Here is a 26,488-nt window from a genome sequence, read left to right as displayed (position 1 = left end):
TTGTATTATGGCCGTATCCCCATTTGGAAACCTTCCGCGGCACCCCGTCCGATGGATCTCTGTCCCCTTCCCACCTCCTCTTTTTCGCCTGCCATAGACGGCAGACTTTGTCCCCCTTGCGTTCACCGCGATGATGCCCAGTCGATGATGTCCCATTATTTAAGGGTAAACGCCGCAGCCATCATAGAGAGAATGAAAAAGCTGTTTGCTGTGGCGTTGTACCAGGGGGCCAACCGCTTGGGGTCTCTTTTCAACTTCGGTTGAAATGGCAATTGGGCCAGCAACAGCGCGCCGAGTACGGCGCTGCCGATGTAGTGTCCCTGGGCGGCGATATAGAGCGCCACCAGGAGTTGCGAGGCCATGAGCATGTTCAAGGCAATCTTGACGCCGCCTTCGACGCCGTACATGACGACCATCGAACGCAACCCGCAGGCCTTATCGCCCTCGACGCTCTTAAAGTCGTTCATGGTCATAAATCCGTGGGAACCGATGGCGTAGATAAAGGCGACTATCGTCTGTTCCGTCGTTACGCTGTCAAAGAGGTAATTGCCGGCGATCCAGGGCAGGGTCACGTAGGTGAGCGCGCAGGCCGTATTTCCGAACCATCCGTTTTGCTTCAACCGCAACGGCGGCGCGCTGTATATGTAAGCGATAAGCAGACCGGCGAGAACCAACAAGAAAATCTCGATGCGAAAAGCGATATACGATACCGCCAGGGCCGCAGCGGAGAGAACCGCCACGTTGGTCAAGGCAAGTCGCTTGAACAACTCTGGAAAGCGAGCACAGGGGCGGTCAGGCTCGTTGATGGCATCCACGTCGGCATCATAGTAGTCGTTGATCGATTGGCCCATGCCCAGGACCAAGGGACCGATGACAACCATCAACAACAGGCTTCGCAGGAAGGTGTCAACGCTCAGATCTGCACCGGCGGCGCCAACGACGCCACAACCGACAGACCAAACGGGGCCAATCCAGGTTAAGGGTTTCGTCAGTTGAAGGCGTACCCGCCAGATGGAGATCGGCTCCTGCGAAGGGGCTGTGGTCGGACTCTGGCTTTGGCGATTGATGTCGACACTCATCTCGGCACACCCACTCTTCTCTTTTTCGGGAGCCTAACGGGTCTTATCATCTGTATATGTATTGAAAAACTTCTCTCTCTATGTCTCTGTTGTGGGCATTATCCGCTTTATTCGGTGCCCAATCGAACCTCGTATATGCAAGCTGATGCGCCGTTAGCGCTGCATGATGTCTCTTTGACGGTTGCCTTTTGATCAACAAGGGTGCGTATCAGCGTTTGAAATGTGCCCTCGTAAAAAGCGCAGATCGGTTCGTCCGCTGACATGCCGCGACAGGAGACGCAGCGTTCGATCGTGATCTTCGGATGATTTTCGATCGTGAAACGGTAACTACCGGTGCCCACAAAGGTCCAGGCGTTTTTCTCTATCGCCGAGAGGAGCATCTTGAGACCGGAGCGAACCGGGAGAATCCGCAGGATCCACTGAATCGGAACGGGTATGCGATGTTTCAGGAGGTAGGCGGCCGTCAGTTCCCCGGAACGTCGCAGCAACTGCGTTAACTCCTGATTGCCGAAGCCGGCCTGAATGGAACGAACCAAGTCGTTGAACTCCTGCTCGTCCACCATCTCTGCGGGGAGTTTTTGTGTCAAGTCACTCCGTCCGACTTTGACCAAAAATTCCGCCGTTTTGCCTTCTCCGTAGCGTTCTTTCAAGGCCGCAACGGTCTGGATGATCGAATTGGGGCCGATTTTTCCGTATGTATTGGTTGCGATGTCGTCCACCCCTCAAAAAAAGAGGAGTCGCCGAACACAGGCGTTTGTGGTTGAATTATACAGCATAATCCAACATCGATCAACCTTTTGCATTCGCAAACTCCTCAAAAATCTTATACTTAGATTCCTCAAGAATCCTTGTGCAACCTTTAGGGATTCATGATCCAGATAAAATAATTCAGCACCGCCTCGTAACCGACACGAAAAAAATAGGGAATCATCAGGATTCCTGCCCACTTCGAAAGTCGATAAAAGTAGAAGGCTGTCGCCAAAACAGCGGCCTCCAAGAGGATGATCTCGATAAAGGCAACAAACGGCGCTTGAAGTTCGAAAAAGACCCACGACCACATGATGTTCAAGACCAATTGGGCGAAAAAAAAGCCAAGGGCGAATCGCTTATCCTTCTGATCCGGCTGACGCCAGATGAGAAAAAGAGAGATGCCCATCAGGGTGTAGAGGAGCGTCCAGACGGGATAGAAGGCGTCGTTGGCAGGATTAAACGCTGGCTTGGCCAGTCCCGCATACCAGATGATTGACTGAATGGTGTATTTTGCGCCGATCAGGCTTGCGATCTGGCAGACGGCGATGCTCACGACGAGCCGAAGCGCATCCATCGCCATGTTCGTGGCAGTCCTCCATCGCTCCGGCCTCGTTCCCGCCCCTACCGCGCCGTTCAAATCAGAGGAGATTAGCGCTTTTTCATAGCTGCGGTTGTGTATGGCAAACCCTCCTCGCCGATTACTCAAGCCACTTAATCTCTTTTTTGACACGGCCCGTTTTTTTGTCATGGCGGTAAACGAACCGGATGAAACCGTAGCCGCCGGTCGCCAGACCGAAGAAGGCGAAGAACACAACCCAGAGGCTCGCCGGGTCGCCGGCGAGACTGCGCCGGATGACCGTCAAGGCGAGATCCAGAAAAAAGGTGGCAATGACAGCAAAAAATAAGAGGAAGACCAGATGTCGCCATTGCCATAGCAGCATTACTGTCTTCCTCATCGACATTCCCTCCAATAGGTGTCATTTATGCCTGTCTCATGCTGTCATGAATACGGAAACACGGAGTGATTAATTCTTGCTCTTTTCGCCATCAGCAGCGGCTTTGTCTTTCGACTCGCCCTTCTCTGCTTCTTTCTTCGCCGCCGGGTCGTAAGGGACCTGCTTGCTGCGCAAAAAAGCGACAACATTGCGAATATCGGGCGAATCGGGATAAGGCGGCATGTTCGTGCCGGGGCGTCCCGCCGTGATAGAATGCAGGATGAATTCGTCAGAAGCAGCGTTTAGATAACCGGGATCGAGCAACGCAGCGCCGATGCCGCCCTCGCCTTTTTGACCGTGACAAGCGGCGCAGGCAGCCTTGTAGAAGGCTTCACCCTTGACAGGATCGCCGGCAACCTTCTCTCCCGTTTCCACAGGCGCTGAAATCTCCGGATGCCATGAACGCATATTCTTGATGATCAGGTTGACCTTTTCATCAGGCAGTTTGCTGGCGTCGAAGTGCGGCATGGCATTGGTGGCCAAGCTGGGACGGCCCAAGCGGATCGACTTCAGCAGGTAGTCATCAGAGGCCACTTTCAAAAAACCTTCGTTGTTCAGGGTTGCCGCTTTGACACCCTGGACGCCTTTCCCGTCTTCACCGTGACAGGAGGCGCAATGGGTTTTATACAACTCATGGCCCCGCACCAGTTCCCCTTGGGCTTGCCAGGATGGCGCCAGCAGGATGCCAGCCAGGAGAAGGCCCGTGGAGCCGAACATGACTAATTTACGGGTTCCCAATTTGTCTCCCCCTTGTCCTTATCGAAATGCCTGTCCCATCCGCGCTAGCCGCCGATTTGCAGGGTAGCCCCCATATAGGTCAGGATGGCGACGACGATCATCATGACTGTGAAGACGGCCACGCCGATGGGGCGCTTTGCCGGGTGACGCTCCTTGCCTCGTTCCAGCCAGGGGACAAGGAAGAGCGCCAGGACCATCAGGCCGGGGATAACGATGCCCATCAGTTTGTTGGGGACCTGCTCCAGGATGACGTAGGCCCAGAGGTAGTACCACTCCGGCTTTAAGCCGATCGGGGTGACGAGCTTGTCGGCCGGTTCGGCCATCTCTTTCGGGAGCACGCCCGAGAGGATGAACAGGACACCCACAAAAGCCATTGCCAGGGCCGCTTCTGTGGTGATGTGAACCGGCATAAAAGGAACGGTAAACCGTTTCTTCTGGTTATCCATAGGGGCGACCTCCTTTTACATCGGATCCGAGATGCCCTGGACCCGGATCATGATAAAGTGCGCAACCAAGAAGCCGATGGTGACGGCGGGCAGGATCATGACATGGAGCACGTAGAACCGGCTGAGCATCTCGGCCGTAACCTTGATGCCGCCCTGCATCATGATCTTCAAGGTAGGACCGATGACAGGCAGGGTGTTCGCCGTTTCAGCGCCGATGACAGAAGCCCAGTAGGACAGTTGCTCATAGGGCAGCAGGTAGCCCGTGAAGGCCAAACCAAGGCTCAGCACCAGCAGGAAGCAGCCGGCGACCCAGTTGAGTTCCCGCGGCTTTTTGAAGGCGCCTGTGTAGTAGACGCGCAGCATGTGCAGGAAGACGAGCAGGATCATCAATTGGCAGGACCAGTGATGCATGGAGCGGATGACAGAACCGAAGCGGACTTCGTTGGTGATCATCTGAACGCTGGCAAAAGCCGCTTCCGGCGTCGGCTTATAATAAAAAGCGAGAAAAATTCCGGTGAGACACTGGACAATAAAGCAGAGCAGCGTCAAGCCGCCGAGGCAGTAAAATATGTTCAACGTATGGGAGGGGACGGGGTGTTCGGCGATGTCCTTGGCGATGTGGCCGATGCCAGGCAAGCGTTCTTCCAACCAATTCATTCGTTACGCAGCCCCCTCTTTGACAATGATATCGCCGTTTTCCTTGACTTCCACAGCGAGACGGACAAGCGGCTTCGGCGGCGGTCCGCCTACGTTGGTTCCTTCAGGGTCGAATTCCCCGCCGTGGCAGGGGCAGATCAGCTTTTTGCCTTCCAGGCTGCCTTTGGGCACGTCGACCGTACAACCGAGGTGGGTGCACTTCAGGGTGTAGGCGATGACCTGATCCTTGACCTTGATGGCCATGCAGGGGATATCGTTGTAATCGAAGCGCAGCGCCTCCATCGGCTTCAGGTCGGCCAGGGTGCCGATCTTCTTCGGCGCCGGCGGCTGCAACAGGGAGTCGGGAGGATAGACGTACTGACCGACAGCGGCCAAGGGAGCGCCCAGAGCGGCCAGAGTGGGGATGGCGATGATACCGCCGAGGAATTTCCTCCTGGAAACGTTCGAATCCATCAGTCTTTTACCTCCTTATATCCGGTGCCGTCAAAGACGGCCACACGGAACGAGTAGAGGGCCGCCCCGAAATCGACGAACAACAGGCCTATGTAAACGGCAGCACCATTGTAATCGCCGACGGACCATTTCTTCACCATGAGAAAAAGCAGCGCAACCGCGACCAGGGCCAACACGATCAGGTTAAGCGACCCTGCTTTGTAATCCGGCGCTTTCAAAAATACCCCCCCTTAACATTACCGGCTGTTGCCGGCGGATCCTTGTGTAACCTTTTTCCCGACCTTGTCCCTATAGACCGACAAAAATGACGGCTCACATCGCTCCCTCCCCTCTGAACCAGCGTTCTGCTTGTACATTACGTCGTCTCAACTGGGATCATTCCGGCGGATAAGGAGTGGGACAGGGCCGACGGTTCTGGAAACGGGCGTTCCCGTCAACCAGTGATACATTTCCCGCTAAAGTATAATAACACGTTCCTTTTTCCCTGTATAGAGCATGAACAAAAGTACTACGTATACGTGATAGACCGCACAAAAAAGAGCCCCTTACGGAGCTCTTCACCACTATGTACCCTGTCCCTCGAATGAAAAATACATTATTTCCGTTCGGCCAGGAACTTGGCAACAGCCTTCTTCTCGTCGTCAGAGAGAGTGGTGGCCGCGGGCATGGTCGCTTGCAGACCTTCGCCAACGGGGTTCACCAGGATCTTGTAGATCTTCTCTTCGTTGTACTTGCCGCCGACCTTATCCAGGTTGGGGCCGACTTCCAGAGCGCCTTCCGTGCCCAGCTTGTGGCAGGTGATGCAGGCGCCTTTGCCGGTGTAGAGGGCTTTGGCGTCAGCGCTGGCAGTAGCGGGCTTCGCTTCGGGAGCCTTGGTTTCAGCTTTTTGCTCAACAGCCGGAGCGGGCTTCGGAGCTTCAGCAGGCTTGCTGGGGCTGCTGCTGCAGGCAGTCAGGGCAACCATGCTGACACCCAGGATGGCCGCGATGCCGATAAGCTTGAAGTTTTTCATTGTGTTTTCACCTCCTTGCTGAATACAACACCAGTTTCATTGTAAAGAACCTGTTCATTATCCTCAACGCCCGAATTTGGGCGTTTTCGGCAAAAATCCCCGATTTTTCAGCCATTTTTCAGATATGCTTTGTATATCTTTTAATAAACATTTGTTAAAAATAATAGCCAATATAATTCAAGGAGTCAATGCCCTTATCGCCACTCTAGCCGGCGTGATTTTGCCGGGCCGTCTCCACCACATGCAACCGGGGCGCAGCGTGTTTCTGGCGCTGTCCGGGCACATCAAGGCAGAAGAGGTTTTGCAGAATTTCCGAGTAGAGGTGACCTTCGGGCGTAGCGGCGTAGTGCCGCAGTTGGGTAATCGGGTCGTGAAGCAATTGATTGACGATGGAACTGGCCAGGGAGCCGACGAGTTTCTTTTCCTTTTCTGACAGGTGCTTCAGCTTGCTCAAGGCTCGGTCCAGTTCTTTTTCCCGGATCTGGTTGCCCTTTTGCTTCAGCGAGACGATGGTGGGGATGACGAAGAGGGAGTTCAGCCAGCGCAAGAATTGGGTGATCTCGCTTTCGATGATCTCCTCCGCCTCGATAGCCGCCTTGCGCCGTTCCTCTAGATTGCGGTCGATGACATGTTGCAGGTCGTCGATGTCGTACAGATGCACACCGGATACCTGATCGACCTCGGGATCGATGTCGCGCGGCACAGCGATATCGATGAGAAACACGGGCTTGCCGCCCCGCTTCTCCATGACCTCTTCCATCATGGGCCGGCGAATGACATAGTGGGTGGCCGCTGTGCAGGAGATGACGATGTCCGCCTCTTCCATCCGCTCATGGACCTGGTGGAAGGGGATGGCCTCGCCGCCGCAGCTTTGGGCCAGTTCTTCCGCCTTCTCGACGGAGCGGTTGGCGATGATGATCTTCTCCACGCCTTGGGCGACGAGATGCTTCAAGGTGAGGACGCTCATCTTGCCGGCGCCCAGCACCATGGCTGACCGGCCAGCAAGGCCGCCGAAGACCTGTTCCGCCAGTTCGACGGCTGTATAGGAGATGGATACGGGGTGCTGGTCGATCCCGGTCTCCGAACGCACTCGTTTGCCGACAGTGATGGCCTGCTGGAACAGGGTGTTGATGATCCCGTTGCTGGCCCGCTCGTTGCAAGCCCGCTGGTAGGCTGTGCGCACCTGGCCCAGGATCTGCGTCTCGCCGAGCACCATCGAGTCAAGGCCCGAGGCGACGCGGAAGAGATGCCGGATGGCGTCGTACAGCGTATGTACGTAAAAATAATTGGCAAAATCGGAGGGCTGCAAGCGGCCCCGTTCGATGACAAACCGTTTGACCGCCGCCAATCCTGCTTCCATATCGGTGCATGCGCCGTAAATCTCTGTCCGGTTGCAGGTGGCGAGGATGCAGCAGCCTTCGATGCCGGTCATGCCTTCCAATTGGGTTAGTGCTTCTGAGATTTGCGCTTCAGTAAAGGAGAGCTTTTCACGGACCTCCACAGGCGCCGATTTGTGGTTCAGTCCGACTGCGAAAATGAACATGGCACCACCCTCTCATTCTATGGAAATGCAAGCCTTGTCCAGCGATGAAAGGAGCGCTCGCCACAAGAAGCGCGACGGGCGCATAATTAATTCCGTACGAATCGTCTGTCCTTCCTCATTTTACTCGATCCGATCGATTTGTAAAAGCCCCGAATAAAAATTGCTTATGTTTTTTCTTGGCTTTGTAATACCGGACGGGCTCACTGTTTATTGTGCGTTATCGGAAAATCGGGGGTGTATTGACTCCGCTCGCTAAGGGCTGCGCGGCTGTTCGCTCGATTGCTACGCGGGCGCGCCAAACCTCTCGGGCTTTTCTGCATGTCATGGCGCGCTTTTCCGCTCCGCAATCTACGCTCACGACGCCGCTCCGCCCAAATCGCTCGCTGCGTCAATACACCCCCAGATTTCACCTAGAGCGAAACCGTTCCTTCGACAAGCCTGAACAATTCTTCTATCATCCAAACACGTCAAAAACATACCTTTGTTCAACGTTCAGATATTCACAATCAGATAATCTGGAAAAAACGACGCGTAGAAAAACAAAAACGCCTCTCCGTAAGCCGGAAAGGCGTTTCAATGGCAGATGGTGACCCGTAGGGGATTCGAACCCCTGTAACCGCCGTGAAAGGGCGGTGTCTTAGACCGCTTGACCAACGGGCCCCTGTTTTGGTAGCGGTGGTAGGATTTGAACCTACGACACTACGGGTATGAACCGTATGCTCTAGACCAACTGAGCTACACCGCCAAATTTGGTTGCGGGGGAAGGACTTGAACCTTCGACCTTCGGGTTATGAGCCCGACGAGCTACCAACTGCTCCACCCCGCGTCAATCACGCGACAGCCTACCGCCGTCGACCACTGTATTATGCCATACCGAAGGCAGTTCTGTCAACACCTTAGGCAAAAATAAAAAAAACAACGTAACGACAGGCCAAGTTAATATAAAATAGTACTGTCGATAACGCTGCGTACTGACGGAGGTGCCCCCTTGTTATACTCACCGCGCATGTTGGCCGGCCTATGGGCCGGCAAGACGGCGATCTGGCTGAACCGCCGCATCGGGCACGGCGGCACATCCTTCCCCGGCGGCCTGGGCCGCCGCATCGCCCCCGGACTGCTGTCCGCCCTGGCCGCCCAGTTGAAACAGGGCGCCATGGTCATCACAGGCACGAACGGCAAGACGACCACGTCGAAGATGCTCGCCGAGATGATCGCCGCGTCCAAACTGACGCTGACCCACAACCGCGCCGGCGCCAACCTGGTCGGCGGGATCACGGCCGCTTTCATCGAATCCGCCAGCATCGGCGGTTCCATCGGCAGCGATCTGGGTGTCATCGAGGTTGACGAGGCCACCATCCCCCAGTTGGTCCGGGAGGTGCGTCCCCGGGGCGTCGTGGTGACAAACTTTTTCCGCGATCAACTGGACCGCTTCGGCGAACTGGACAAAACGGTCACCCTCGTCGAGGAGGCCTTGGCGCTGCTTCCGCCCCAGTCGGTGGCCATCCTCAACGCCGACGATCCGCTGGTCGCCTCTATCGGGCGCCGCTACCGGGGACGGGTCCTCTACTTCGGCATCGACGACCGATCTTACGGCAGCCGGGAGATGACCCAGTCGGCGGAGACGCGCTTCTGCCGCCTCTGCGGACACCCGCTTGCCTACGACTGGTTTTTCTTCGGCCAACTGGGCCACTACCGCTGCGTCCACTGCGGCTTTGAGCGGCCCCAGCCCAAGATCCGCGTCTCCGCCATTGAACTGAAAGGCGAAGAAGGTTCCGCCTTCACCGTCAATGCCCCCCAGGGCAACTGGCGCGTCGAGCTCTCCACCCCCGGCTTCTACAACATATACAACGCCCTCGCCGCCACCGCAGCAGCGCTCCGGCTGGACCTGCCCGAGCCGTCGATCCGCGCCGGCCTGCAAGGCTACCGGACAAACTTCGGCCGCATGGAGCGGCTGGAACTGGATGATGGACGCCGCGCCTTTTTAGCGCTGATCAAAAACCCCACCGGTTGTGACGAGGTGCTGCGCACCCTCACCCAAAACCGGGGTCCGAAACGCCTGCTCGTGATCATCAACGACAACGCCGCCGACGGGCGGGACATTTCCTGGCTCTGGGACGCCGATTTTGAAGCCCTCGCCCCGGTCCTGCCGGAACTGCGCAGCATCTCCACCTCGGGGCTGCGCGGCGAGGACATGGCGCTGCGCCTCCACTACGCCGGCGTGCCGGCAGACGCCATTTCCTATGAACCCGACATCAGTCATGCCATCGCCGCCGCGCTGGAGATGACGAGCCCCGAAGAGACCCTCTACATCCTGCCGACCTATACCGCCCTGTTGGAGTCAAAGACGGCGCTGGCCAACCTGGGCCATTCGCCCCGCTACTGGGAGGAATAGCCGATGGTTCAGACAGACCTCCGCGCATTGCGCCTCGTCCACCTCTACCCGGACCTGCTCAACCTCTACGGCGACCGGGGCAACATCATCACCCTGCTCCGGCGCTGCGAGTGGCGGGGGATCCCCCTCGCTGTCGAGCGGGTCTCCCTGAACGACCGCTTCGCCTTCGCCGACGCCGACCTGGTCTTCATGGGCGGCGGTTCCGACCGGGAACAGACGCTCTTGTTCCGGGACTTTCAACAGCACAAAGGGCCTGCCCTCGTGGAGGCTGCCGAAGCCGGCCTGCCCCTGCTCTCCGTCTGCGGGGGCTACCAACTCCTGGGACGCTATTACCGCACCCACACCGGAGAAGAGATGCCCGGTCTGGGCCTTTTCGACGCCTGGACAGAGGCGGGGTCGACGCGCCTGATCGGCAACGTCGTCGCCGAAGCGCCTTTCCTGGGCGAAGGCGTGGGCCTCGTAGGCTTTGAAAATCACTCGGGCCGCACCTTTCTCGGCGATCGCGGCGGCATCCGGCCCCTGGCCCAGGTCGTCGCCGGCCACGGCAACAACGGGAAAGACAAGGGCGAGGGCGCCGTCTACAAAAACGCCATCGGCACCTACCTGCACGGGCCGGTGCTCCCCAAAAACCCGGCCTTGGCCGATTGGCTGCTCGCTCGCGCCCTCGAACGGCGCTACGGCGATGGCAGCCTGACGCCCCTGGCCGATCACTGGGAACGGACGGCCCACGACTCCGTGGCCCGCCGGTTTGCCTCCCGCTAAGGCCACTGTCCCGCCGCGCGCCGCATCAGCGCGCAGTGAAGCAGGTCCGTCTCGCTGGCGATAAAGCCGTCGCAACCGGCCGTCTCGATCAATGTTTCCAACGCCAACAGCCCCGCCGGGATGATGTCGGCCCGTTCGGGCTGAAGTCCCGGCGTCTGCCGGCGCGCCTCCAGGTCAAGGGCGCGCAGCCTTGCGCCCATGTCACGCAACTGGGCCAGAGGCAGATAAAAGCCATGGACCTTTTCCGGGGCATAGACGGGCAGTTCCTGGGCGATAGCCGCCGCCGTCGTCGCCGTGCCCCCCACGCCGATGAGGAGGGGATTCCCGCCCTCATCGCGCAACCGCCGGATCGCCTCGGCGGCTGGCGCCCAGAGCCGGGCCACCTCCGCCTTTCCCCAGCGGTTTTCCGTCAGCCGGACAGCGCCCAGGGGAAAGCTCCGCCGCCACCAGCCGCCATGACGAAACACCACTTCGCCGCTGCCGCCGCCGATGTCGACAACGACAGGAATCCGCCCCTCAATCAGACTCGACGGCAGGCCGCCGACAGCGCCCTCATAGCTGAGATGTCCCTCCCTTTCTCCGGAGAGAACGGTCACGGAAAGACGATGCTCTTCGAAGATGCGGCGGCAAAAGGCGACGCCGTTGCCAGCCTCGCGGACAGCGCTCGTGGCAAAGGCCGCCACCCTGCCCGTGTCCACACCGAATGAAGCCATCGCGGCCAGCCCGGTAGCGAGCACATCCAGGGTGCGCTGAACCGACTCGGGATGCAGGTCCCCTGTGCGTTCCACCTCGCGGCCGAGCCGGGTCGTATCGAGGCGGCGCCACAAGGTCTGCATGCCCTCCTCTGACACCTCGGCGGCGAGAAAACGCACCGAGTTGGAACCGATGTCGATGGCGCCCCAGCGATTGTCTTTCTCTGTCATCCCACTCACCCCCCTATAGGAAAAGCATTTCCGCCGCTTGAGGACGGAAATGCTTTTTTAATCGCGAATCTCCTGGGCATGTTGGGTGTCCTTCTTCAGGGCGTTGCCGGGGCGGGTCCGCACCACCATCATCTCGCCCGGTTTCACCAGGCCCAGCTGCTGACGGGCCACCTGCTCCACATAGGCGTCAGAGGCGAGCCATTCCTTCTCTTTCTCCAACTGCTGGCGCTCGGCGCGCACCTGTTCCAGTTCCGCCGACAACCTGTCCGACTCCTGGGCCAACTGGCGCTGTTGCAGAAAAGGCGGGAGCGCCGCCAGCGCGAAAGCGCCGATGACTGCCGCAACAATCGCCCACTTTTTGCCTCTGCCGATCCCCTTGCTATGACGCCGTAGTGGCTGCGATTGTTGCTGCTCCTGCGGCAACTGCCGCTGCTGCTGTGTCTCTGCCGGCTGCGCCAACAGCCTCACCCCTGTTCGGATACTTCCCCGTAATAGTGGGGCTTTCGGCGCGCCGCCCTGAAAATCCTTCCTCGCCCAAGCGGGAATGAGGAAAGTTTTTCCCCTTTGTTTATGCCGCAGGAGGCGGCCCCGGCGGACGGCGCAACAAGGCCCGCAGGCGCCCGGCCAGCCGATGCCGGATGCCTCCCGTCCTTTGCCCCAGCCAGCGCCGGGCGCCTGCGCTTTTTTGCCCCAAAAACCGCCGAGAACGGCCGGTGAGACGGTCCACGCGGGCGCGCAAACGACCCACGGCCTTGCGAGCCGGCGTCCATAAGCGACGGTGGGCCCATCGCATTCCCTGTCCTCCCGTCAGGTAGATCCAGCGCAGCGCCCGCCGCCCGGCGCGATAGAGGAAGATAAAGGGGAACGTCACCAGGTACCCCAGCGTCTGCAACAGGTGCAGGATCAGTTCCAGCATGCCCTCCCAAAAGGCCCGGACCTCCTCGGTCATAAACCGGTAGTATAGTCCCAGTCCGCAGGCCAATCCCAGGAAAAGGTACAGGCGAACCTCCCCCCAGTGACCCCAGAGCAGGAGGAGGAAGAAAAGCCCCGCGCCAATCATCCACATGAGCACGTCGGCGACGGCGACCCACCACCTTCGCCGGCCCACCCCCACTATCGTCCGGTACAGGTCGAAGGCCGTTCCCAGGACCAGTCCGCCTACAGCCGACAAGACAAACCCGTAGACCTGCTGGGCCAGCGGCGTCACGGTCATCCCCCCTCGCAACCCCTTCGGTTACCGCAGCAGGCGTTCCAGCAGGTTCTTGCCTTTCTGCTTCAGGTTCTGGGGAGAATGCTCCTCCACATATTGAACAGAATCGATCCGCCCCTCGACAGACAGGACTTTATCGTCCAGGTTCAACTGGGTGATCTGCAAGCCCTCTCCGCGCAACAATAGGGGACCGCGCACCGTCACCATGTAGATCTCTACTTCATCGAAGGCGCCCACCTGGGTGACCCCCTGGATGGTGATGCTCTTCCGGTCTGTGGCCGCAAAACCATGGGCTTTATCGCCATGAACATCCATTGGAAGTTCCTCCCTCTTCAAAAAATAAATACGCCTCCCCAACATGGTTATGTGGGCAGGCGTATGATCTAGAACGGGACTCCCTGCAAGCGCTTTGTCAATCAAGGGGTAGGGACTCCTCCCGGAGGACCCGGTAGAGGTCTCTCGCCTCATCGACCCGCGCGTTCTCTTTTACGTCGACGATTTCCACCTCAATGCGTTTTTGGGGAAACTGCAAGGTCAGCCGGTCCCCCGGTTGCACCTCTGTTCCCGCTTTGGCCGGCCGACCGTTGACGGTGACGCGACCGCCGTCACAGACCTCCTTGGCCAGGGTGCGCCGTTTGATGATGCGGGACACCTTCAAAAATTTGTCAAGACGCAAAAAAAATCCCCCCGGAATGAAAATCAGGTTCCCCGCGGAAACCTGACCTCAACACCTATGATGTATCCTAAGAAGAACTACGCTTCCACAGCGTCGCGCAGCGATTTGCCCGCCTTGAAGGCCGGCGTTTTCGACGCCTCTATGGTAATGGTTTCGCCCGTTTGGGGGTTGCGGCCTGTCCGCGCTTTCCGTTCGCGGATTTCAAAAGTCCCGAAACCAACCAATTGGACCTTGTCTCCTGCCTTCAACGCCTCTTCCACGACGGTGAAGAAGGCATTGACGGCTTTTTCGGCATCCTTTTTGGTTAGTTGGGCCTTTTCGGCGACCGCACTCACCAATTCGGTCTTGTTCACCGTTACCCCTCCTAGTATTGATTGCTGTAAGGTTATTCGCTACATACCCATCTTTTCCTTCCGGGTTGTTAATATTTTCGACTTTTTAAGCCAAAATATTCCTAACAGACCCACCCCGCCCCATTCGGCTGATCACGTCTGCCGTTCCCGTGCCTTCGCTTCTTCCCAGTAGACATCCAGTTCCTCGATAGCGCAACGGGCCATCTCCCGTCCGTCGCGACGGCAACAGTCCTCCACATGGCGGAAGCGGCGGATGAACTTGTCCACCGTCCGCTGGAGCGCCTCCTCGGGGTTTATCTGCAAAAAGCGGCTCACATTGACAACGGCGAAAAGTAGATCGCCCAGTTCGTCGCGAAGGCGGGCGATATCCCGCTCTCTACTTCCGGCCGAATCGAAACCGCCATCCAACCTGCCGTATCCGGCAGCCTCCAGCAACTCTTCCCACTCTTCCTGCACCTTGGCCAGCGGCCCCTGTTCATCGGGCCAGTCAAAGCCGAACCGGGCCGCCTTCTTCTGCACCTTCTCGGCCCGCAGCAGCGACGGCATGGCCGTCGAAATCCGGTCGATCCCGGAGGGGCTTCGCGACGGCTTGTCCCCTTTCTCCTTAGCCTTGATGGCCTCCCAGTTGACCAGGACTTCCCCGGCGTCAGCCACCTTCGTATCAGCGAAGACATGGGGGTGACGACGGACCATCTTCTCGGTGATCGTCTCCACAATCTCACTGATCCGGAAGCGGCCTTCCCCTTCGGCGATCAGGCCGTGAAAAACGACCTGTAGGAGCACGTCGCCCAACTCTTCTTTTAACTTGCCGTCGTCGCCGAGATCGATGGCCTCCAGCACCTCATAGGCTTCTTCCAGGAGATAGGGCTTTAGGCTTTGATGGCTCTGCTCGCGGTCCCAGGGACAGCCGCCGGGAGCCAGCAACCGGTCCATCACCTCGACAAGCGGGTCGAGGGCGTAGTCGACTTGCCTATCCGCCGGCGCCCCTGAGGACGGCTCCGAAGGCGCTTCTGACCGCTTCTCCGAATTCTCCGATGCTTCCGCGTCCGCCGCAGACAAGGGCGGAACATAGACGCTGGTGAGGTGATCGACCCAGTCCAGACGATCCAGTTCGTAGAGAGGGATTTCGGCGATCCGCTCCTCGCCGGCGACCCCCGCCGCCCGGATGACCGTCACCGGATGTTCATCGCCGTAAAGCTCCATCAGGGTCAGTTTCACATCAGAGGCGATCCGCTGCGCATAGACCTGGGTGATCACCGTTGCCCGCCGTCCATCGAGGTCCTCCGGCGCCAGATCCAGCCCGTCCAGCACCGTCAATCCTCGCGCAGGGTCGAAACCCACAGCCGTGTAGAGGGCCTCCAGGAAACTGACGCCCGGGATCACCTCGACGGACCAGTTGCGGCGGCGGGCCTCTTCGAGCAGCAGGGCGACGGCCTTTTCTCCGACCCGGGGATGGCCTGGGACGGCGAAGGTGATCGGGCCGGATTCAGCCGTTTTGATCAACCGGCTGGCGATCTCACTGTAGAGGTCGTCAAAGGATTCGGCTGACTCGTAGAGGGGATCAAAAGTCTCAAAAACAAGACCCGCTTCCTTAAGGGAAGGAACGGTCGGATGAATGGCCGTGCGCAAAAAAAGCCGGTCGGCCCGGCGGAGCGCCTCCCATCCTGCGCGCGTCAGGTGTCCCGGATCGCCTGCGCCGAGGCCGACAACGGTGATTACCGGTTCTTTTGATTCGTTGACACTTATGTTCTGCCTCATGTTTTCTTCACTCATATCCTTTTTTATTCCCACTTTGCTAGGCCTTTGCTAGGCGCCCCAAAAACGGCGGTGCCAGGCGGCCAAACGGGGACCGACGCGCGGCAAGAGGGCCAGGTCCTTTTCCTGGATGCCGCCGATGGCGAGCATCGTCAGACCGTAGACGATCCCCGCAGTCGCCACCGAAAGGGCGAGGCCGATCCAGCCGCCGGCCAAAGATGTCAGATAAGGCGCGCCAGAAATGGCATAACCCGCCATCATTGTAGCAGCGAGGGCCGGTTTCAGCAAGGCGGCGCCCCAGGGGAAGGAGAAGCCGCCGCGCCAGCCGATATAGGCGAGCACCATCAAGGCCGAGAGCAGGAAAGCCCCGTTGGAACCCGCCGCCGCGCCGATCAGCCCCCAACGGGGCAGCAGAATGAGGTTGCAGACCACCTTCAAAGCCGCCCCCAGGGCGAGGGCAAACACGGGAAAGGCGGTTCGTCCCATCCCCTGCAGGCCCGCCGAGGCCACCTGATAAAAGGCCGTCGGGATGATCGTCGGCGCCAGCCAGAGTAGCGGCTCGGTTGCGCCGGGCGCGTGAAAGAGCATTTCACAGATCGGCGCGGCCAAAGCGGCCATGCCAAAGGCGGCAGGCCAGGCGAGCATGCTCGACAGGCGCATGGCCGATCGGTACCGTTCGACCGCCACGAGGCTGTTGCCCCCCTTCCAGGCGCTGGCGATAGCCGGAACCAGGCTGGCGCTCACAGCGCCGGTGACGATGATCGGAAAACCGACCAGCGCCGCCGCCATCCCGGAAAACTCGCCGAAGAGCGCCGCCGCCTGGGGAGCAGAAAAACCGGCAGCCTGCAAACCCCGGGGAATCAGCGCCGCATCGACCGTCTGCATGAGGGGGATCACGAGTCCGCCGAGGGAGATGGGCAGCGATAGGACAAGCAGAGACTTCCACATAGCCAGCAGATCCGCGCCGCCCCAAAAAGCCCCGCGAAAGGCGCCCGCCAAACGGTCCGCCATACTGCCTGCCATACCGTTCGGGAAAGCGCGGCCAAGACGGAAACGGTCCGTCGGTCCGGCCCAGGCAGCCGCCGCTTCCGCCTGCCCCGCGCTGTAGTGCCCGCTATGTACCTTCCGGCGCCAGGCGTAAAAAAAAAGCCACAGCACAGCAAGACCGGCCATCCCGCCGGCCACCGCGCCGGATGTCGCCCCGGCAGCGCCTACGTCGACACCGTAGCGGACCATAATGCCGCTGACGGCGAGGATGATCCCGACCCGGACGATCTGTTCCACCACCTGGGACAGGGCCGTCGGCGCCATCTGCTGATAACCCTGGAAAAAGCCGCGAAAGGCCGCCATCAGCGCGGTCAGCAGCACCGCCGGCGCGATCGCCCAGAGGGAATAGAGGGTCCGGCCGTCTCTCAGCACGACGTGGGCGATCGTCTCCGCGTAGGCGAGCAACAGCAATGTGGCGCAACAGCCCAGGACGAGTAGCAGCCAGAAGGAAGCGAGAAAAAACCGGTAGGCGCCGGGATGGTCCCCCCGGGTGGCCCGTTCCGCCACCAGCACCGAAATGGCGACGGGCAGGCCGGCTGTCGCCAAGCTTAAGGCCACCGTATAAACGGGATAGACCATCTGATACAACCCGACGCCTTCCGAACCGAGGATCCGGGCCAAGGGAATGCGGTAAAAGGCCCCCAGAAACTTGCTGACGATCCCGGCGCCCGTCAGCCAAAGGGCGCCGGTCAGCAGACGTTGTCCGCCGGAAGTCCACCACGACGTCATGGCGCCACCCTCCAAGCGCGACAAAGCATAACCGAACGGTTATGCTTTGGTAGTATCATTGTTCCATCTGTTTGGCGAGGAAACCGGCAGCCGTTTCCGCCAGTTTGATCTCCATGTCGCCCATCTTGACATTGGGATCCTTCGATGCCAGAATAACGGCGCCGATGGGATCTCCCTCGGCAATAATCGGCGCTATAACTTCAGCAGAAAACTTACAATCGACATCCTCTTCCGTCGACGGGCAACCCTTGCAATGACTGTGTTCGCCTGGTTTCTGAATCAAAATGGCCTTCCGCTCTTCCATCACCCGTTCGACAGCGGGGCCGATCGGTTTGCCCAAAAACTCTTTCTTCGGGGCTCCTGCTACGGCGATGATATTGTCCCGGTCAGCGATACAAGCGATATGGCCTGTGGCCTCGCTCAAGGAGTCCGCGTATTCCTTTGCAAAGTCCCCTAATTCGCCGATGGGCGAATATTTTTTCAGGATGACCTCCCCTTCTCGATCCACAAAGATCTCGAGGGGATCTCCCTCCCGAATGCGCAGCGTTCTCCGGATCTCCTTGGGGATCACCACGCGCCCGAGATCATCGATTCGCCGTACGATGCCCGTTGCTTTCATCCCTTCACCATCCCTCCTTTGTGGGCCGTGACTTCGGGGTTCCGGTTCAGTGATAGTATATATCCGACAAGAAAGGGTTATTCATTTTTTTCCATCCATTGAAAAAAGCAATCCCCGAACCAGCAAGCGGTTCGGGGAGGGCCTAGCGCGTTTCATTTTTTGGCAGAAGCCCTATTTTCCAGGCTGCGCGTTGCCTGCGGGGGCTTGGGTAGACCCTTGCGGCGCCTGCCCTTGCGGGGCCTGCTGGGTGGGCGGTTGCGCCGCCGGCGCCTCAGGCAGCTTGCGCTCGATCTTGGCCTGGGCCTTCACATCGGCGAACCAGGATTCAAAGCGCTCCTGTTTCCGGTCAGCGCCCAGATCGACGCGGATCTGGTCCTTCACCTCGTCAAAACTCTGCTGGCGCGCTTCCTTGACGTCTTCCACGCGGATTACGTGATAGCCGAAATTGCTCTTGACCGGTGTGCGCGAGGTTTCGCCTTTTTTCATAGAGAAGGCGGCGTCGGAAAACTCCTTGACCATGTCCTCCGCTTGGAAGTAGCCCAGGTCGCCCTTGTTCTGCGCGGCCGTGGAATCTGTCGATTTCTGGACGGCCAACTGGCCGAAGTCGGCGCCCCGGCCCAACTCGGCGATGATGGCTTTGGCCTCTTCCTCCGTCTTCAAGAGGATGTGAGACGCCTTGACCTGCCGGTTTTGCTTGAATTTGTCGGGGTTGTCCCGGTAATGCTTTTCCACATCAGCGTCAGAGATCTGAATATCGGCCGTGACCGCGTCATAGAGCCCGTTGAAGATCAACCGGGTGCGGATGATGTCGCTCAGTTCGGCCTCTGTCAATTGGTACCGTTTCAGGGCCTCCTGGAATTCGGCGTCAGAGGGGAATTGTTTTTTCTCGTTCGCCAGTTCCGTCGCTGCCTGCCCATCGGTAACCTCGATGTTTCGCTTCTTCGCTTCTTGCGTGAAGAGCTTTTCGTCGATCATATGCTCCAGTTCCTGCCGTTCCAGGTTGGCCATGAGTTCCTTGGAATCGGCGCCGCCGGAGCGGGAGAGTTCCTCTTTGTAACGGTTGATGCGCTTGTCCAGATCAGCCCGGGAGATCGTCTCCCCATTCACTGAGGCCACCACATTGCCGCCGCCGCTGCATCCGGTGGCCGACAACAGCACGGCGCCCATGAGCGCAAAGGCAATCGTTTTCATTATTTTATTCAAAATGCCAAGGCCTCCTCGTTTCGTATAGGCCGATTATACCACCGGCTCTCCCCCCCGGGCAAGCCAAGGGACGCCCCGATGTTTTCCAGGGACGCCTTGCCTACTTACGCCCCATGGGCGGCCATTTGGCAGTCTGCGCGCCGGCGCTCCGAGGGCCTGTGACGGCCCCGAAAGCAGCGCGGGCGCCCGCTCTCGCGCCAGCGTCTTCGCCGGCGCTTTTCCCGTGGGCTGCCGCTTTGCCATCGACCGCGCTTTTGCCGTCGGGAGCGCCTTGCCCACCGGCTTCCCCGTTCCCTTCCCCGCTCTGCCCGCCGCCGGCGATGATCCCCAGCGAGTGATCGAGCAGCCGGAGCAGTTCCCGCGGTTTGACGCGGCCCGGCTTGATCCGGATCTCAAAACCGCCGGTCGCCGAAAAGTTGACCTTGCGGCCAAGGTGCTGGACAAGGGCTGAAATCGCCTTGGCCTCCACCTTGGCATGGGGAAAGAAGCGGATGCGCAGCTCCTCTTTTTCCTGCTGCACCGCCGAAACGCCGGCCTGCTGGCCGTACGCCTTGATCCGGCTCAAACGGACCAGGTTTTCCACCGGTTCGGGAAGGTCGCCGAAGCGGTCTTCCATCTCCTCCTCCAGCGCCTCCACCTGGTCCACCGTGCGCGCCGCCAAAAGCCGCTTATAGAATTGGACCTTCGACGACGAATCGGCCATGTAATCGTCAGGGATGAAGGCGTCGACGCGGATCTCCACGAAGGTCTCCGGCGCCTCTTCCGGCTTGGCTCCCTTCAACTCCTGGATGGCTTCCTCTAAGAGACGGCAGTAGAGGTCAAAGCCGACAGAGGCCATCTGGCCGTGCTGCTCGGGACCGAGCAGGTTGCCGACGCCGCGGATCTCCAGGTCGCGCATGGCGATCTTAAAGCCGGAACCGAGTTCGGTGAACTCCCGGATGGCGTGGAGGCGCTTCTCGGCCACCTCGGTGAGCACCTTGTCCTTGCGGTAGGTGAAAAAGGCGTAGGCTAGCCGGTTGGACCGGCCGACGCGGCCGCGCAGCTGGTACAACTGGGAGAGGCCCATCAGGTCGGCGCCGTCGACGATGAGCGTGTTCACGTTCGGGATGTCGAGGCCGGTTTCGATGATGGTGGTGCAGACGAGGATGTCGTACTCGCCTTCAAGAAAATCGAGCATCACCTGTTCCAACTGGTCCTCGCGCATCTTGCCGTGGCCGACGACGATGCGGGCATCGGGGACGAGCGCGCCGAGATCGCGGGCGATGCGGTCAAGGTCCTCGATCCGGTTGCGCACATAGTAGACCTGTCCGCCCCGGTTCAGTTCGCGGCGAACGGCTTCGCGGATCAACTCGGGGTTGTACTCGACCACATAGGTCTGAACGGGGTAGCGGTCCTCCGGCGGCGTCTCGATAATCGACATGTCCCTGAGCCCCACCAAGGACATGTGCAGGGTCCGCGGGATCGGCGTCGCCGACAGGGTGAGCACATCGACGTTTTCCTTCAGGTGCTTGATCTTCTCCTTATGGGCGACGCCGAAGCGCTGCTCCTCGTCGATGATCAAAAGGCCCAGTTCCTTGAAAGCCACATCGTTGGAGACAAGGCGGTGGGTGCCGATGACGATGTCCACCTCGCCCGACTTGAGCCCTTCCAGGGAGACCTTCTGTTCCTTGGGCGAGCGGAAGCGGGAGAGCACGTCGACCCGGACAGGGTAGCCGCTGAAGCGCTCCCGGAAAGTGTTGTAGTGCTGCTGGGCCAGGATGGTCGTCGGCACCAAGATGGCCACCTGTTTGCCATCCTGGACGGCCTTGAAGGCGGCCCGGATGGCCACCTCTGTCTTGCCGTAGCCCACATCGCCGCAGAGCAGGCGGTCCATGGCCTTCGCCTTTTCCATGTCTGTCTTGACCTCGGCGATGGAACGGACCTGATCGGGCGTCTCCTCGTAGGGGAAGGCCTCCTCAAACTCCTTCTGCCAGAGCGTGTCCGGCGTATAGGCGAAGCCGGGTTTGCTCTCCCGGGCGGCGTAGAGCTTGAGCAGATCGCCGGCCAGTTCGCGGACAGAGTCTTTGACCTTCTGCTTGACCTTGTGCCACTCGTTGCCGCCAAGCCGATAGAGCTTGGGCGCCACCCCTTCGGCGCCGACGTACTTCTGGATCAGGTGCACCTGGTCAGTGGGCACATAGAGGCGGTCCTCGCCGGCGTAGCGGATGACCAGGTAATCCTTGTGGACGCCGCCCACATCGAGCTTTTCCACGCCCATGTATCGCCCGATGCCGTGGTTGACATGAACCACATAATCGCCCAGGGCCAGGTCGACGAAGGTGTCGATCTTCTGGCCTTCCCGGGCCGACTTGCGAGGCTTGCGCGGCCGTTTCTCGCGGCCGAAGATCTCAAAATCGGTGATCAGGGCCAGCCGGGCTTGCACCAGTTCGAAGCCGGCCTCCAACTGACCCACGCCGACGGCGACCGTCCCGGGATGCAGTTCGGCGTCAATGCCGGGGACGGACTGCGCCTCGACGCCGTAATCGCGCAAGGCGTCGCGGATGCGGTCGCGCCGCACCGTCGAGGCGGCCAGGATCAAGACGGCCATCCGGCGTTTTTTATAGTTTTTCAACTCCTCGGCCAGCATGTCGAGCTTGCCGAGAAAGGGATGCATGTTCTTGGCGCTGAATTGGATTGTGTCCTCGACGGTGACCCGCTCGATCTTTTTGGCCAACAGGGCCAGGTGTATCACCATATGACCGGCCAGTTCCCCTGCGAGGTCGCTGTAGTGGACGTAGACGCTGCGCTGGACCGGCAGGGCGCTGCCCGCTTCGAGCAGGTGGACGAAGGTCTCCGAGATCTCCTGTTCCTTGGCCTCGGCCGACTCTTTCAGCCGCGTCGGCTCGTCCCAGAAGACGATCGTCTCCGGGTGCAGGTAGCCGAAGAGGGTGACCTGATCGGGGTAAAAAAAGTTCTGAAACTGCTCCAGCCCTTCCACCCAGATCCCCTCGTCCAGTTGCTCCAGATAACTGTCGATCTTGGCCTGCAGCCGCGCCGCCGCCTCCTGGCAACCCGATTTGAGCAACCGCTCCCGGGCCGCTGCCGCTTCCTTCTCCAGTTCCCGCCGGCCCTGGGCCAGCGTCTCCGTCGCCAGCAGCATCTCCCGCGCCGGGCCTACGGCGTAGCGGTCCTGTTTCTCCTTCGAACGCTGCGTCTCCAGATCGAAGAGGCGGATGGAGTCGATCTCGTCATCGAAAAACTCGATGCGCGCCGGCAGGCTCTGGGTAAGGGGGTACACGTCCAGGATCCCCCCGCGGAGGGAGTACTGGCCTGGCGCCTCCACCATCGGCGTCCGCTGGTAACCAAGATAGTGGAGCCGCTCTTGGATATGGCCCAGTTCCACCCGGCTGCCGACGGCGAATTCCAAGTCCCCCTCAGCCATCACCGCCGGGGGGACGAGCTTTTTCATCAGGGCGTCGATCGTCGTCACCACCGTCACCGGCTCGCGGCGGGCCAGGCGGGACAGGACTTCGAGGCGCTGGGCCAGCAGTTCGTGGCTGGAGGTGAGCACCTCGTAGGGCATTACCTCGGTGGCCGGGAACGAAAGGACCTCCTCGTCCGGCAGCAGCGCCTGCAGGTCCTCGGCGATCCGGCGGGCTTGCTGGATCGAATGGGTGACGACGCACAGGGGATGGCCCGAACGGCGGGCCATGGTGGCCATCAGCGCTGTGCGCTGGCTGGCGGCCAAGCCAAAGACGGCCTGCTGGCGCCTTCCCCGCTTCCAGTTCGACCATAGGTGCTGAAACTCCGTTGTCTGCGCGATATATTCAAAAAGGTTGCCAACAGGCGCCTTTTCGGCCATGGTCTCTACTCCTCTCGTCTCCTCCAGGCCGATTTTTGGGCAGGAAAAAAGGCTCCCCCCGTCTCCCCGGCCCAGGGGGAAACGGCCGAATTCGTTCTCATTATATTGTTGCCCCTGCGACGGGGTCAAGAAAAGCCTGTTTCAAGAAAAATGGAAATCGGTTACAATGAAATGCAGAAAAACACCGAGGAGGTGTCCCTTATGCCCCTCGACGCGGCAACATATAAGGGTCTGCTGGAAGAGACCCACAAGCTGCTGGAAAAGCTGGACGCCCACGACCATCCCGGCCTTTTGCACACCCAGGACGTGGCCAAGGTCGTCCGCGGTTTCCTGGTCCATCTCGGCGTCACCGGCGAAGCGGCGCAACCGATCATCCTGGCCGCCTTGCTGCACGACATCGGCAAGCTGCGCGTCGCCTCCGACATCCTGCAAAAACCGCATGGCATCGACCCCATCGAGCAGATCCTCATCCAGGTGCACAGCGCCCACGGCGAGTCGATCGTCCGCGAGACAGGTCTTTTCCCCCCTGAGGTGGCCAAGATGATCGGCCAGCACCATGAACACTTCGACGGCTCCGGCTACCCCGGCAACCTCAAAGGAGAAACCATTCTTTATGGCGCCCGGATCATCGGGATCTGCGACACCTTCGCCATGGCCCAGGAGGACCGGGTCACCCAGAAGGGACGCACCCTGACCGAAGCGATCGACTATCTCAAGACCCGCCAACAGTGGTTCGACCCCGCCGTTTTCAGCGCATTTATGGCCTACGCCGCAGGGCTTACAGGTTCCGGGCCAGCAACAGCGCGCTGAAGGCCATGAACAGCGCCGACAGGCGGTTGATGGCGCGCTGTAAGGCGACGCCCTTTGGCGATGCGGCGACCGGCGACCATGAGGAAGAAGAACCAGGTCCAGGAGACAATGATGCCGGAAAGGGAAAAGGAAATTTTTTCTACATGATCAGTATAGACGACAGATCCCGTTCCGATGACACCGATCGTGTCCATGATGGCATGGGGGTTGAGCAGCAAAGGAGCCGCCTCGCCGGAAGGGATATCATCCTCTCGACCCGCGTCGGCGCCCACAACTACAACCTCGATGACGCCGGCTCTGACGAGGATTGGAAACACCTCGTCCTACCCAATTTTGATGACCTCTACCTCAAGCGGGCCTTCGCGGCGGCGGAAACGTCACCCGCCTGCGACTACACCGCCCACGACCTGCGCCGGTTCGCCGATTTGCTGAGAAAAGGCAACCCCTATTTCCTGGAGATCCTGTTCAGCCGCCAATGGCGCGTCCATGACCGCCACAAGGCATTCGGCCAGGCGCTCCTGGACCGCCGTGACGGCCTGGCGGCGATGAACCGGGCGGGGCTCTACCGGAACTGCTTGGGAACGGCGAAAGAAAAAATGCGCACCCTGCGGAAGGGCACGGAAACGACGCTTCCGCTGGTGCGACGCTACGGCTATGACACAAAAGAGGCGTTGCACGCCTTCCGGCTCCTCGATCTGCTCGCGCGCTACGCCGGCTCCGGCTGGGATTTCGGCGCCGCCCTATGGTACGACGGCGCGTCACGCCAACAGATGCTAGCCATCAAGAAAGGCAGCGTCGACAACAGCCGGATCGACGCGATGCTGACAGAAAAAATCAAGGAAGCCGAGGGGCTGGCTTCCTGCTACCACGGCGCCCCCTTTGACGCCGAACTCGCCGCCTGGTTGGAGATGGCTGTCCGCCGCGAGGTCCGCCTGGCCTTGGCAGAAGAACTGCGCGCCGATTGATATGGCGCAGACTTCCGTTAGACGTTGCTTTATCCCCATGGCGCTGACATCGCCTGATCACGGGCCGGCAAAGGGCTTTCCTGCGCCTTTCTCCGTTTTTTCACCGGCGTTAAACCGGTTCATCACCTCGATGATACCCTTGTCCACCCAGAGGGCGGCCGCCTCACGTCCCTGGTCGAGCATTGCCTGAACCGTCTCGCGCTCCTCCTCAGTGAAGCTTTCCAGCACGTGGGCGGCGGCGGGACGGCGACCGGCCGGACGACCGATGCCCATCTTCAGCCGGGGAAAGGCCTCCGTTCCTAGCAGACCGATGATCGACTTCATCCCGTTATGTCCGCCGCTGCTGCCCTTGGCCCGGGCGCGCAGCTTGCCGAGGTTCAAATCCATGTCGTCATAGATCACCAGGATGTCCTCAGGCTGCAGTTTATAGAAGACGGCCAAAGCCGCAACCGATTGGCCGCTCAAATTCATATAGGTCTGCGGTTTGAGCAGAAGCACCTTCTCCCCGTTTACACGCGCCTCGCTGCAGAGACCTTGAAACTTGTCCCGGAATCCCTCGGCGCCCCACGCTTCGGCCAACCGATCCACGACCATAAAGCCGATGTTGTGGCGCGTCCGCGCATATTGCAGGCCGGGGTTGCCCAAGCCGACAATCGCCTTCACCTGTCGATCTCCCCTTTCCCTCCTATTCTTCGCGGTGGCGGGGGAGTATCCCTTTTTCGCATGCGATTTGCGGCCTTTCTTGCCTTGATTCATACTGCTTCGCATAGAGAAGCCACCTGCTGCTGTCAGGTGGCTTCTTTTCTTTGGCAATCGCTTTTGACCGGGAAAGGACTATGCCTCGGCTTTTTCCCCATTGCCATTGCCGTTCGTCTTCCCATGGCCATTGCCGTTGGCCTTCCCGTTGGCCCCCTTGTCACCGTTCTCCTCCAGCACAGGCGCCGACTCAGCCGGTTCCAGCACAGCCCGGGGAACGATGATGGAGAGGATGACCTGGTCCGGTTCAGAGATGATCTCGATCCCCTCAGGCGAGGTGATATCGGCGACGGTCATCTTGTCATGCAAGTCCAGATGGGAGATATCGATGTCAAAGCGGGGCGGCAACTTCCCCGGCAACCCTTCCACCTCAACGGTGCGCAGGCCGTGCTGAATGATGCCGCCGGCCTTGACACCGGCCGGGGTTCCCACGAGATGAACAGGGATCTCGGCGTGGACGGGTTTATTCATGTCCACCAGTTGGAAGTCAACATGGTTGGGCGTCCGGCCCACCGGATCCCGCTGCATCTCCTTGAGCATCACCTTGTGCCGGTCATCGGTCCCCTCCACCTGCAGGTCGAGGATGGCGCTGGCGCTCCCCATCGCTTTCAACAGGCCGGACAGTTCCTTGGCGTTGACGGAAATGAGCATGTCGGGTTTATCCTTGCCGTATACGACGGCCGGCAGCAACCCGCGCTTGCGCAGTTCGTTGATGTACCCCCGCGACCCCTTCTCCCGCCGGATCGCGCGCAGTTCTCCCGATGGCATGTTTGG

At 59.8% G+C, this 26,488-nt stretch carries 28 protein-coding genes and 3 tRNA genes; 4 read left to right on the top strand and 27 right to left on the bottom strand.

The window, feature by feature from the left end:
- Nucleotides 1-155: 155 nt before the first annotated feature.
- The 14 genes from bchG to GTO91_RS06250 form a co-directional block, all read right to left on the bottom strand.
- On the bottom strand, nt 156-1,079 hold the full coding sequence (bchG, locus tag GTO91_RS06315) for a (bacterio)chlorophyll synthase (RefSeq protein ID WP_161256518.1): 924 nt from the start codon (nt 1,077-1,079) through the stop codon (nt 156-158).
- A gap of 107 nt (nt 1,080-1,186) precedes the next feature.
- Complete coding sequence (gene bchJ, locus GTO91_RS06310; protein WP_161256515.1) at nt 1,187-1,798, bottom strand: bacteriochlorophyll 4-vinyl reductase; 612 nt, start codon at nt 1,796-1,798, stop codon at nt 1,187-1,189.
- A 140-nt stretch (nt 1,799-1,938) separates the two neighbouring features.
- The gene (locus GTO91_RS06305; RefSeq protein ID WP_161256512.1) at nt 1,939-2,409 is read right to left on the bottom strand and encodes a TspO/MBR family protein; all 471 of its coding nucleotides are present in this window, start codon (nt 2,407-2,409) and stop codon (nt 1,939-1,941) included.
- A gap of 118 nt (nt 2,410-2,527) precedes the next feature.
- Complete coding sequence (locus GTO91_RS06300) at nt 2,528-2,785, bottom strand: hypothetical protein (protein ID WP_161256509.1); 258 nt, start codon at nt 2,783-2,785, stop codon at nt 2,528-2,530.
- A 69-nt stretch (nt 2,786-2,854) separates the two neighbouring features.
- Nucleotides 2,855-3,562: a c-type cytochrome gene (locus GTO91_RS06295; protein WP_161256506.1), complete on the bottom strand. Its 708-nt coding sequence runs from the start codon at nt 3,560-3,562 to the stop codon at nt 2,855-2,857.
- 44 nt (nt 3,563-3,606) lie between these two features.
- Nucleotides 3,607-4,008, bottom strand: a complete 402-nt coding sequence (locus GTO91_RS06290) for a cytochrome b family protein (protein ID WP_161256501.1) — start codon at nt 4,006-4,008, stop codon at nt 3,607-3,609.
- 15 nt (nt 4,009-4,023) lie between these two features.
- Nucleotides 4,024-4,665, bottom strand: coding sequence for a cytochrome b N-terminal domain-containing protein (locus GTO91_RS06285; protein ID WP_161256497.1), 642 nt, complete (start codon nt 4,663-4,665; stop codon nt 4,024-4,026).
- Nucleotides 4,666-4,668: 3 nt separating this feature from the next.
- On the bottom strand, nt 4,669-5,118 hold the full coding sequence (locus GTO91_RS06280) for a QcrA and Rieske domain-containing protein (protein ID WP_161256495.1): 450 nt from the start codon (nt 5,116-5,118) through the stop codon (nt 4,669-4,671).
- Complete coding sequence (locus GTO91_RS06275) at nt 5,118-5,336, bottom strand: hypothetical protein (RefSeq protein ID WP_161256492.1); 219 nt, start codon at nt 5,334-5,336, stop codon at nt 5,118-5,120. The genes GTO91_RS06280 and GTO91_RS06275 overlap by 1 nt, the downstream gene beginning before the upstream one ends.
- 377 nt (nt 5,337-5,713) lie before the next feature.
- Nucleotides 5,714-6,130: a c-type cytochrome gene (locus tag GTO91_RS06270; RefSeq protein WP_161256489.1), complete on the bottom strand. Its 417-nt coding sequence runs from the start codon at nt 6,128-6,130 to the stop codon at nt 5,714-5,716.
- Between the two features lie 205 nt (nt 6,131-6,335).
- Entirely contained in the window at nt 6,336-7,673 is a 1,338-nt protein-coding gene (gene hemA, locus GTO91_RS06265; protein ID WP_161256486.1) for a glutamyl-tRNA reductase, read from the bottom strand.
- Nucleotides 7,674-8,257: 584 nt separating this feature from the next.
- Nucleotides 8,258-8,333, bottom strand: a tRNA-Glu gene (locus tag GTO91_RS06260).
- Between the two features lie 7 nt (nt 8,334-8,340).
- Nucleotides 8,341-8,418, bottom strand: a tRNA-Met gene (locus tag GTO91_RS06255).
- Between the two features lie 5 nt (nt 8,419-8,423).
- Nucleotides 8,424-8,499 (bottom strand) — tRNA-Met (locus GTO91_RS06250).
- A gap of 162 nt (nt 8,500-8,661) precedes the next feature.
- Here GTO91_RS06250 and GTO91_RS06245 point away from each other — a divergent pair.
- Nucleotides 8,662-10,065, top strand: a complete 1,404-nt coding sequence (locus GTO91_RS06245) for a Mur ligase family protein (RefSeq protein WP_161256483.1) — start codon at nt 8,662-8,664, stop codon at nt 10,063-10,065.
- Between the two features lie 3 nt (nt 10,066-10,068).
- Complete coding sequence (locus GTO91_RS06240) at nt 10,069-10,827, top strand: type 1 glutamine amidotransferase (RefSeq protein ID WP_161256480.1); 759 nt, start codon at nt 10,069-10,071, stop codon at nt 10,825-10,827.
- Here GTO91_RS06240 and GTO91_RS06235 read toward each other — a convergent pair.
- The 11 genes from GTO91_RS06235 to mfd all read right to left on the bottom strand — a co-directional run bounded on the left by GTO91_RS06235 (nt 10,824) and on the right by mfd (nt 23,183).
- A complete protein-coding gene (locus GTO91_RS06235) occupies nt 10,824-11,750 on the bottom strand; it encodes a Ppx/GppA phosphatase family protein (protein ID WP_161256477.1) in 927 nt (308 codons plus the stop codon). The genes GTO91_RS06240 and GTO91_RS06235 overlap by 4 nt on opposite strands.
- Nucleotides 11,751-11,807: 57 nt before the next feature.
- Nucleotides 11,808-12,209: an FtsB family cell division protein gene (locus tag GTO91_RS06230; RefSeq protein WP_161256474.1), complete on the bottom strand. Its 402-nt coding sequence runs from the start codon at nt 12,207-12,209 to the stop codon at nt 11,808-11,810.
- Between the two features lie 109 nt (nt 12,210-12,318).
- Nucleotides 12,319-12,963 carry a spore cortex biosynthesis protein YabQ gene (gene yabQ / locus GTO91_RS06225; RefSeq protein WP_161256471.1) on the bottom strand — a complete coding sequence of 215 codons (645 nt, stop codon included), beginning with the start codon at nt 12,961-12,963 and terminating at the stop codon, nt 12,319-12,321.
- Nucleotides 12,964-12,984: 21 nt separating this feature from the next.
- Complete coding sequence (locus GTO91_RS06220) at nt 12,985-13,275, bottom strand: YabP/YqfC family sporulation protein (RefSeq protein WP_161256468.1); 291 nt, start codon at nt 13,273-13,275, stop codon at nt 12,985-12,987.
- A 97-nt stretch (nt 13,276-13,372) separates the two neighbouring features.
- Nucleotides 13,373-13,636 (bottom strand): RNA-binding S4 domain-containing protein, encoded by a 264-nt coding sequence (locus GTO91_RS06215; protein ID WP_161256465.1) that lies wholly within the window; start codon nt 13,634-13,636, stop codon nt 13,373-13,375.
- A 77-nt stretch (nt 13,637-13,713) separates the two neighbouring features.
- A complete protein-coding gene (locus tag GTO91_RS06210) occupies nt 13,714-13,989 on the bottom strand; it encodes an HU family DNA-binding protein (RefSeq protein WP_161256462.1) in 276 nt (91 codons plus the stop codon).
- A gap of 132 nt (nt 13,990-14,121) precedes the next feature.
- Entirely contained in the window at nt 14,122-15,747 is a 1,626-nt protein-coding gene (gene yabN / locus GTO91_RS06205) for a bifunctional methyltransferase/pyrophosphohydrolase YabN (RefSeq protein WP_235919211.1), read from the bottom strand.
- Nucleotides 15,748-15,795: 48 nt separating this feature from the next.
- A complete protein-coding gene (locus GTO91_RS06200) occupies nt 15,796-17,520 on the bottom strand; it encodes a putative polysaccharide biosynthesis protein (RefSeq protein WP_161256454.1) in 1,725 nt (574 codons plus the stop codon).
- A gap of 55 nt (nt 17,521-17,575) precedes the next feature.
- Nucleotides 17,576-18,139: a stage V sporulation protein T gene (spoVT, locus tag GTO91_RS06195; RefSeq protein ID WP_012282355.1), complete on the bottom strand. Its 564-nt coding sequence runs from the start codon at nt 18,137-18,139 to the stop codon at nt 17,576-17,578.
- A 171-nt stretch (nt 18,140-18,310) separates the two neighbouring features.
- Nucleotides 18,311-19,342: a peptidyl-prolyl cis-trans isomerase gene (locus tag GTO91_RS06190; RefSeq protein ID WP_161256452.1), complete on the bottom strand. Its 1,032-nt coding sequence runs from the start codon at nt 19,340-19,342 to the stop codon at nt 18,311-18,313.
- A 100-nt stretch (nt 19,343-19,442) separates the two neighbouring features.
- Entirely contained in the window at nt 19,443-23,183 is a 3,741-nt protein-coding gene (gene mfd, locus GTO91_RS06185; protein WP_161256449.1) for a transcription-repair coupling factor, read from the bottom strand.
- A gap of 201 nt (nt 23,184-23,384) precedes the next feature.
- Between mfd and GTO91_RS06180 the strand changes: the two genes are divergently transcribed.
- Entirely contained in the window at nt 23,385-23,993 is a 609-nt protein-coding gene (locus GTO91_RS06180; protein WP_161256446.1) for an HD-GYP domain-containing protein, read from the top strand.
- A gap of 5 nt (nt 23,994-23,998) precedes the next feature.
- Nucleotides 23,999-24,958 carry a DNA polymerase beta superfamily protein gene (locus tag GTO91_RS06175; RefSeq protein WP_161256442.1) on the top strand — a complete coding sequence of 320 codons (960 nt, stop codon included), beginning with the start codon at nt 23,999-24,001 and terminating at the stop codon, nt 24,956-24,958.
- A gap of 57 nt (nt 24,959-25,015) precedes the next feature.
- Here GTO91_RS06175 and pth read toward each other — a convergent pair whose 3' ends face one another.
- On the bottom strand, nt 25,016-25,621 hold the full coding sequence (pth, locus tag GTO91_RS06170) for an aminoacyl-tRNA hydrolase (protein ID WP_161256439.1): 606 nt from the start codon (nt 25,619-25,621) through the stop codon (nt 25,016-25,018).
- 171 nt (nt 25,622-25,792) lie between these two features.
- The gene (locus tag GTO91_RS06165) at nt 25,793-26,482 is read right to left on the bottom strand and encodes a 50S ribosomal protein L25 (protein ID WP_161256434.1); all 690 of its coding nucleotides are present in this window, start codon (nt 26,480-26,482) and stop codon (nt 25,793-25,795) included.
- Nucleotides 26,483-26,488: the final 6 nt, after the last annotated feature.

Origin of the sequence: Heliomicrobium undosum, from assembly GCF_009877425.1 — a bacterium.
GTDB classification, from domain to species: domain Bacteria; phylum Bacillota; class Desulfitobacteriia; order Heliobacteriales; family Heliobacteriaceae; genus Heliomicrobium; species Heliomicrobium undosum.
Note: the sequence above shows the minus strand (reverse complement) of the source record. Positions and strands in the feature narration are given on the sequence as shown.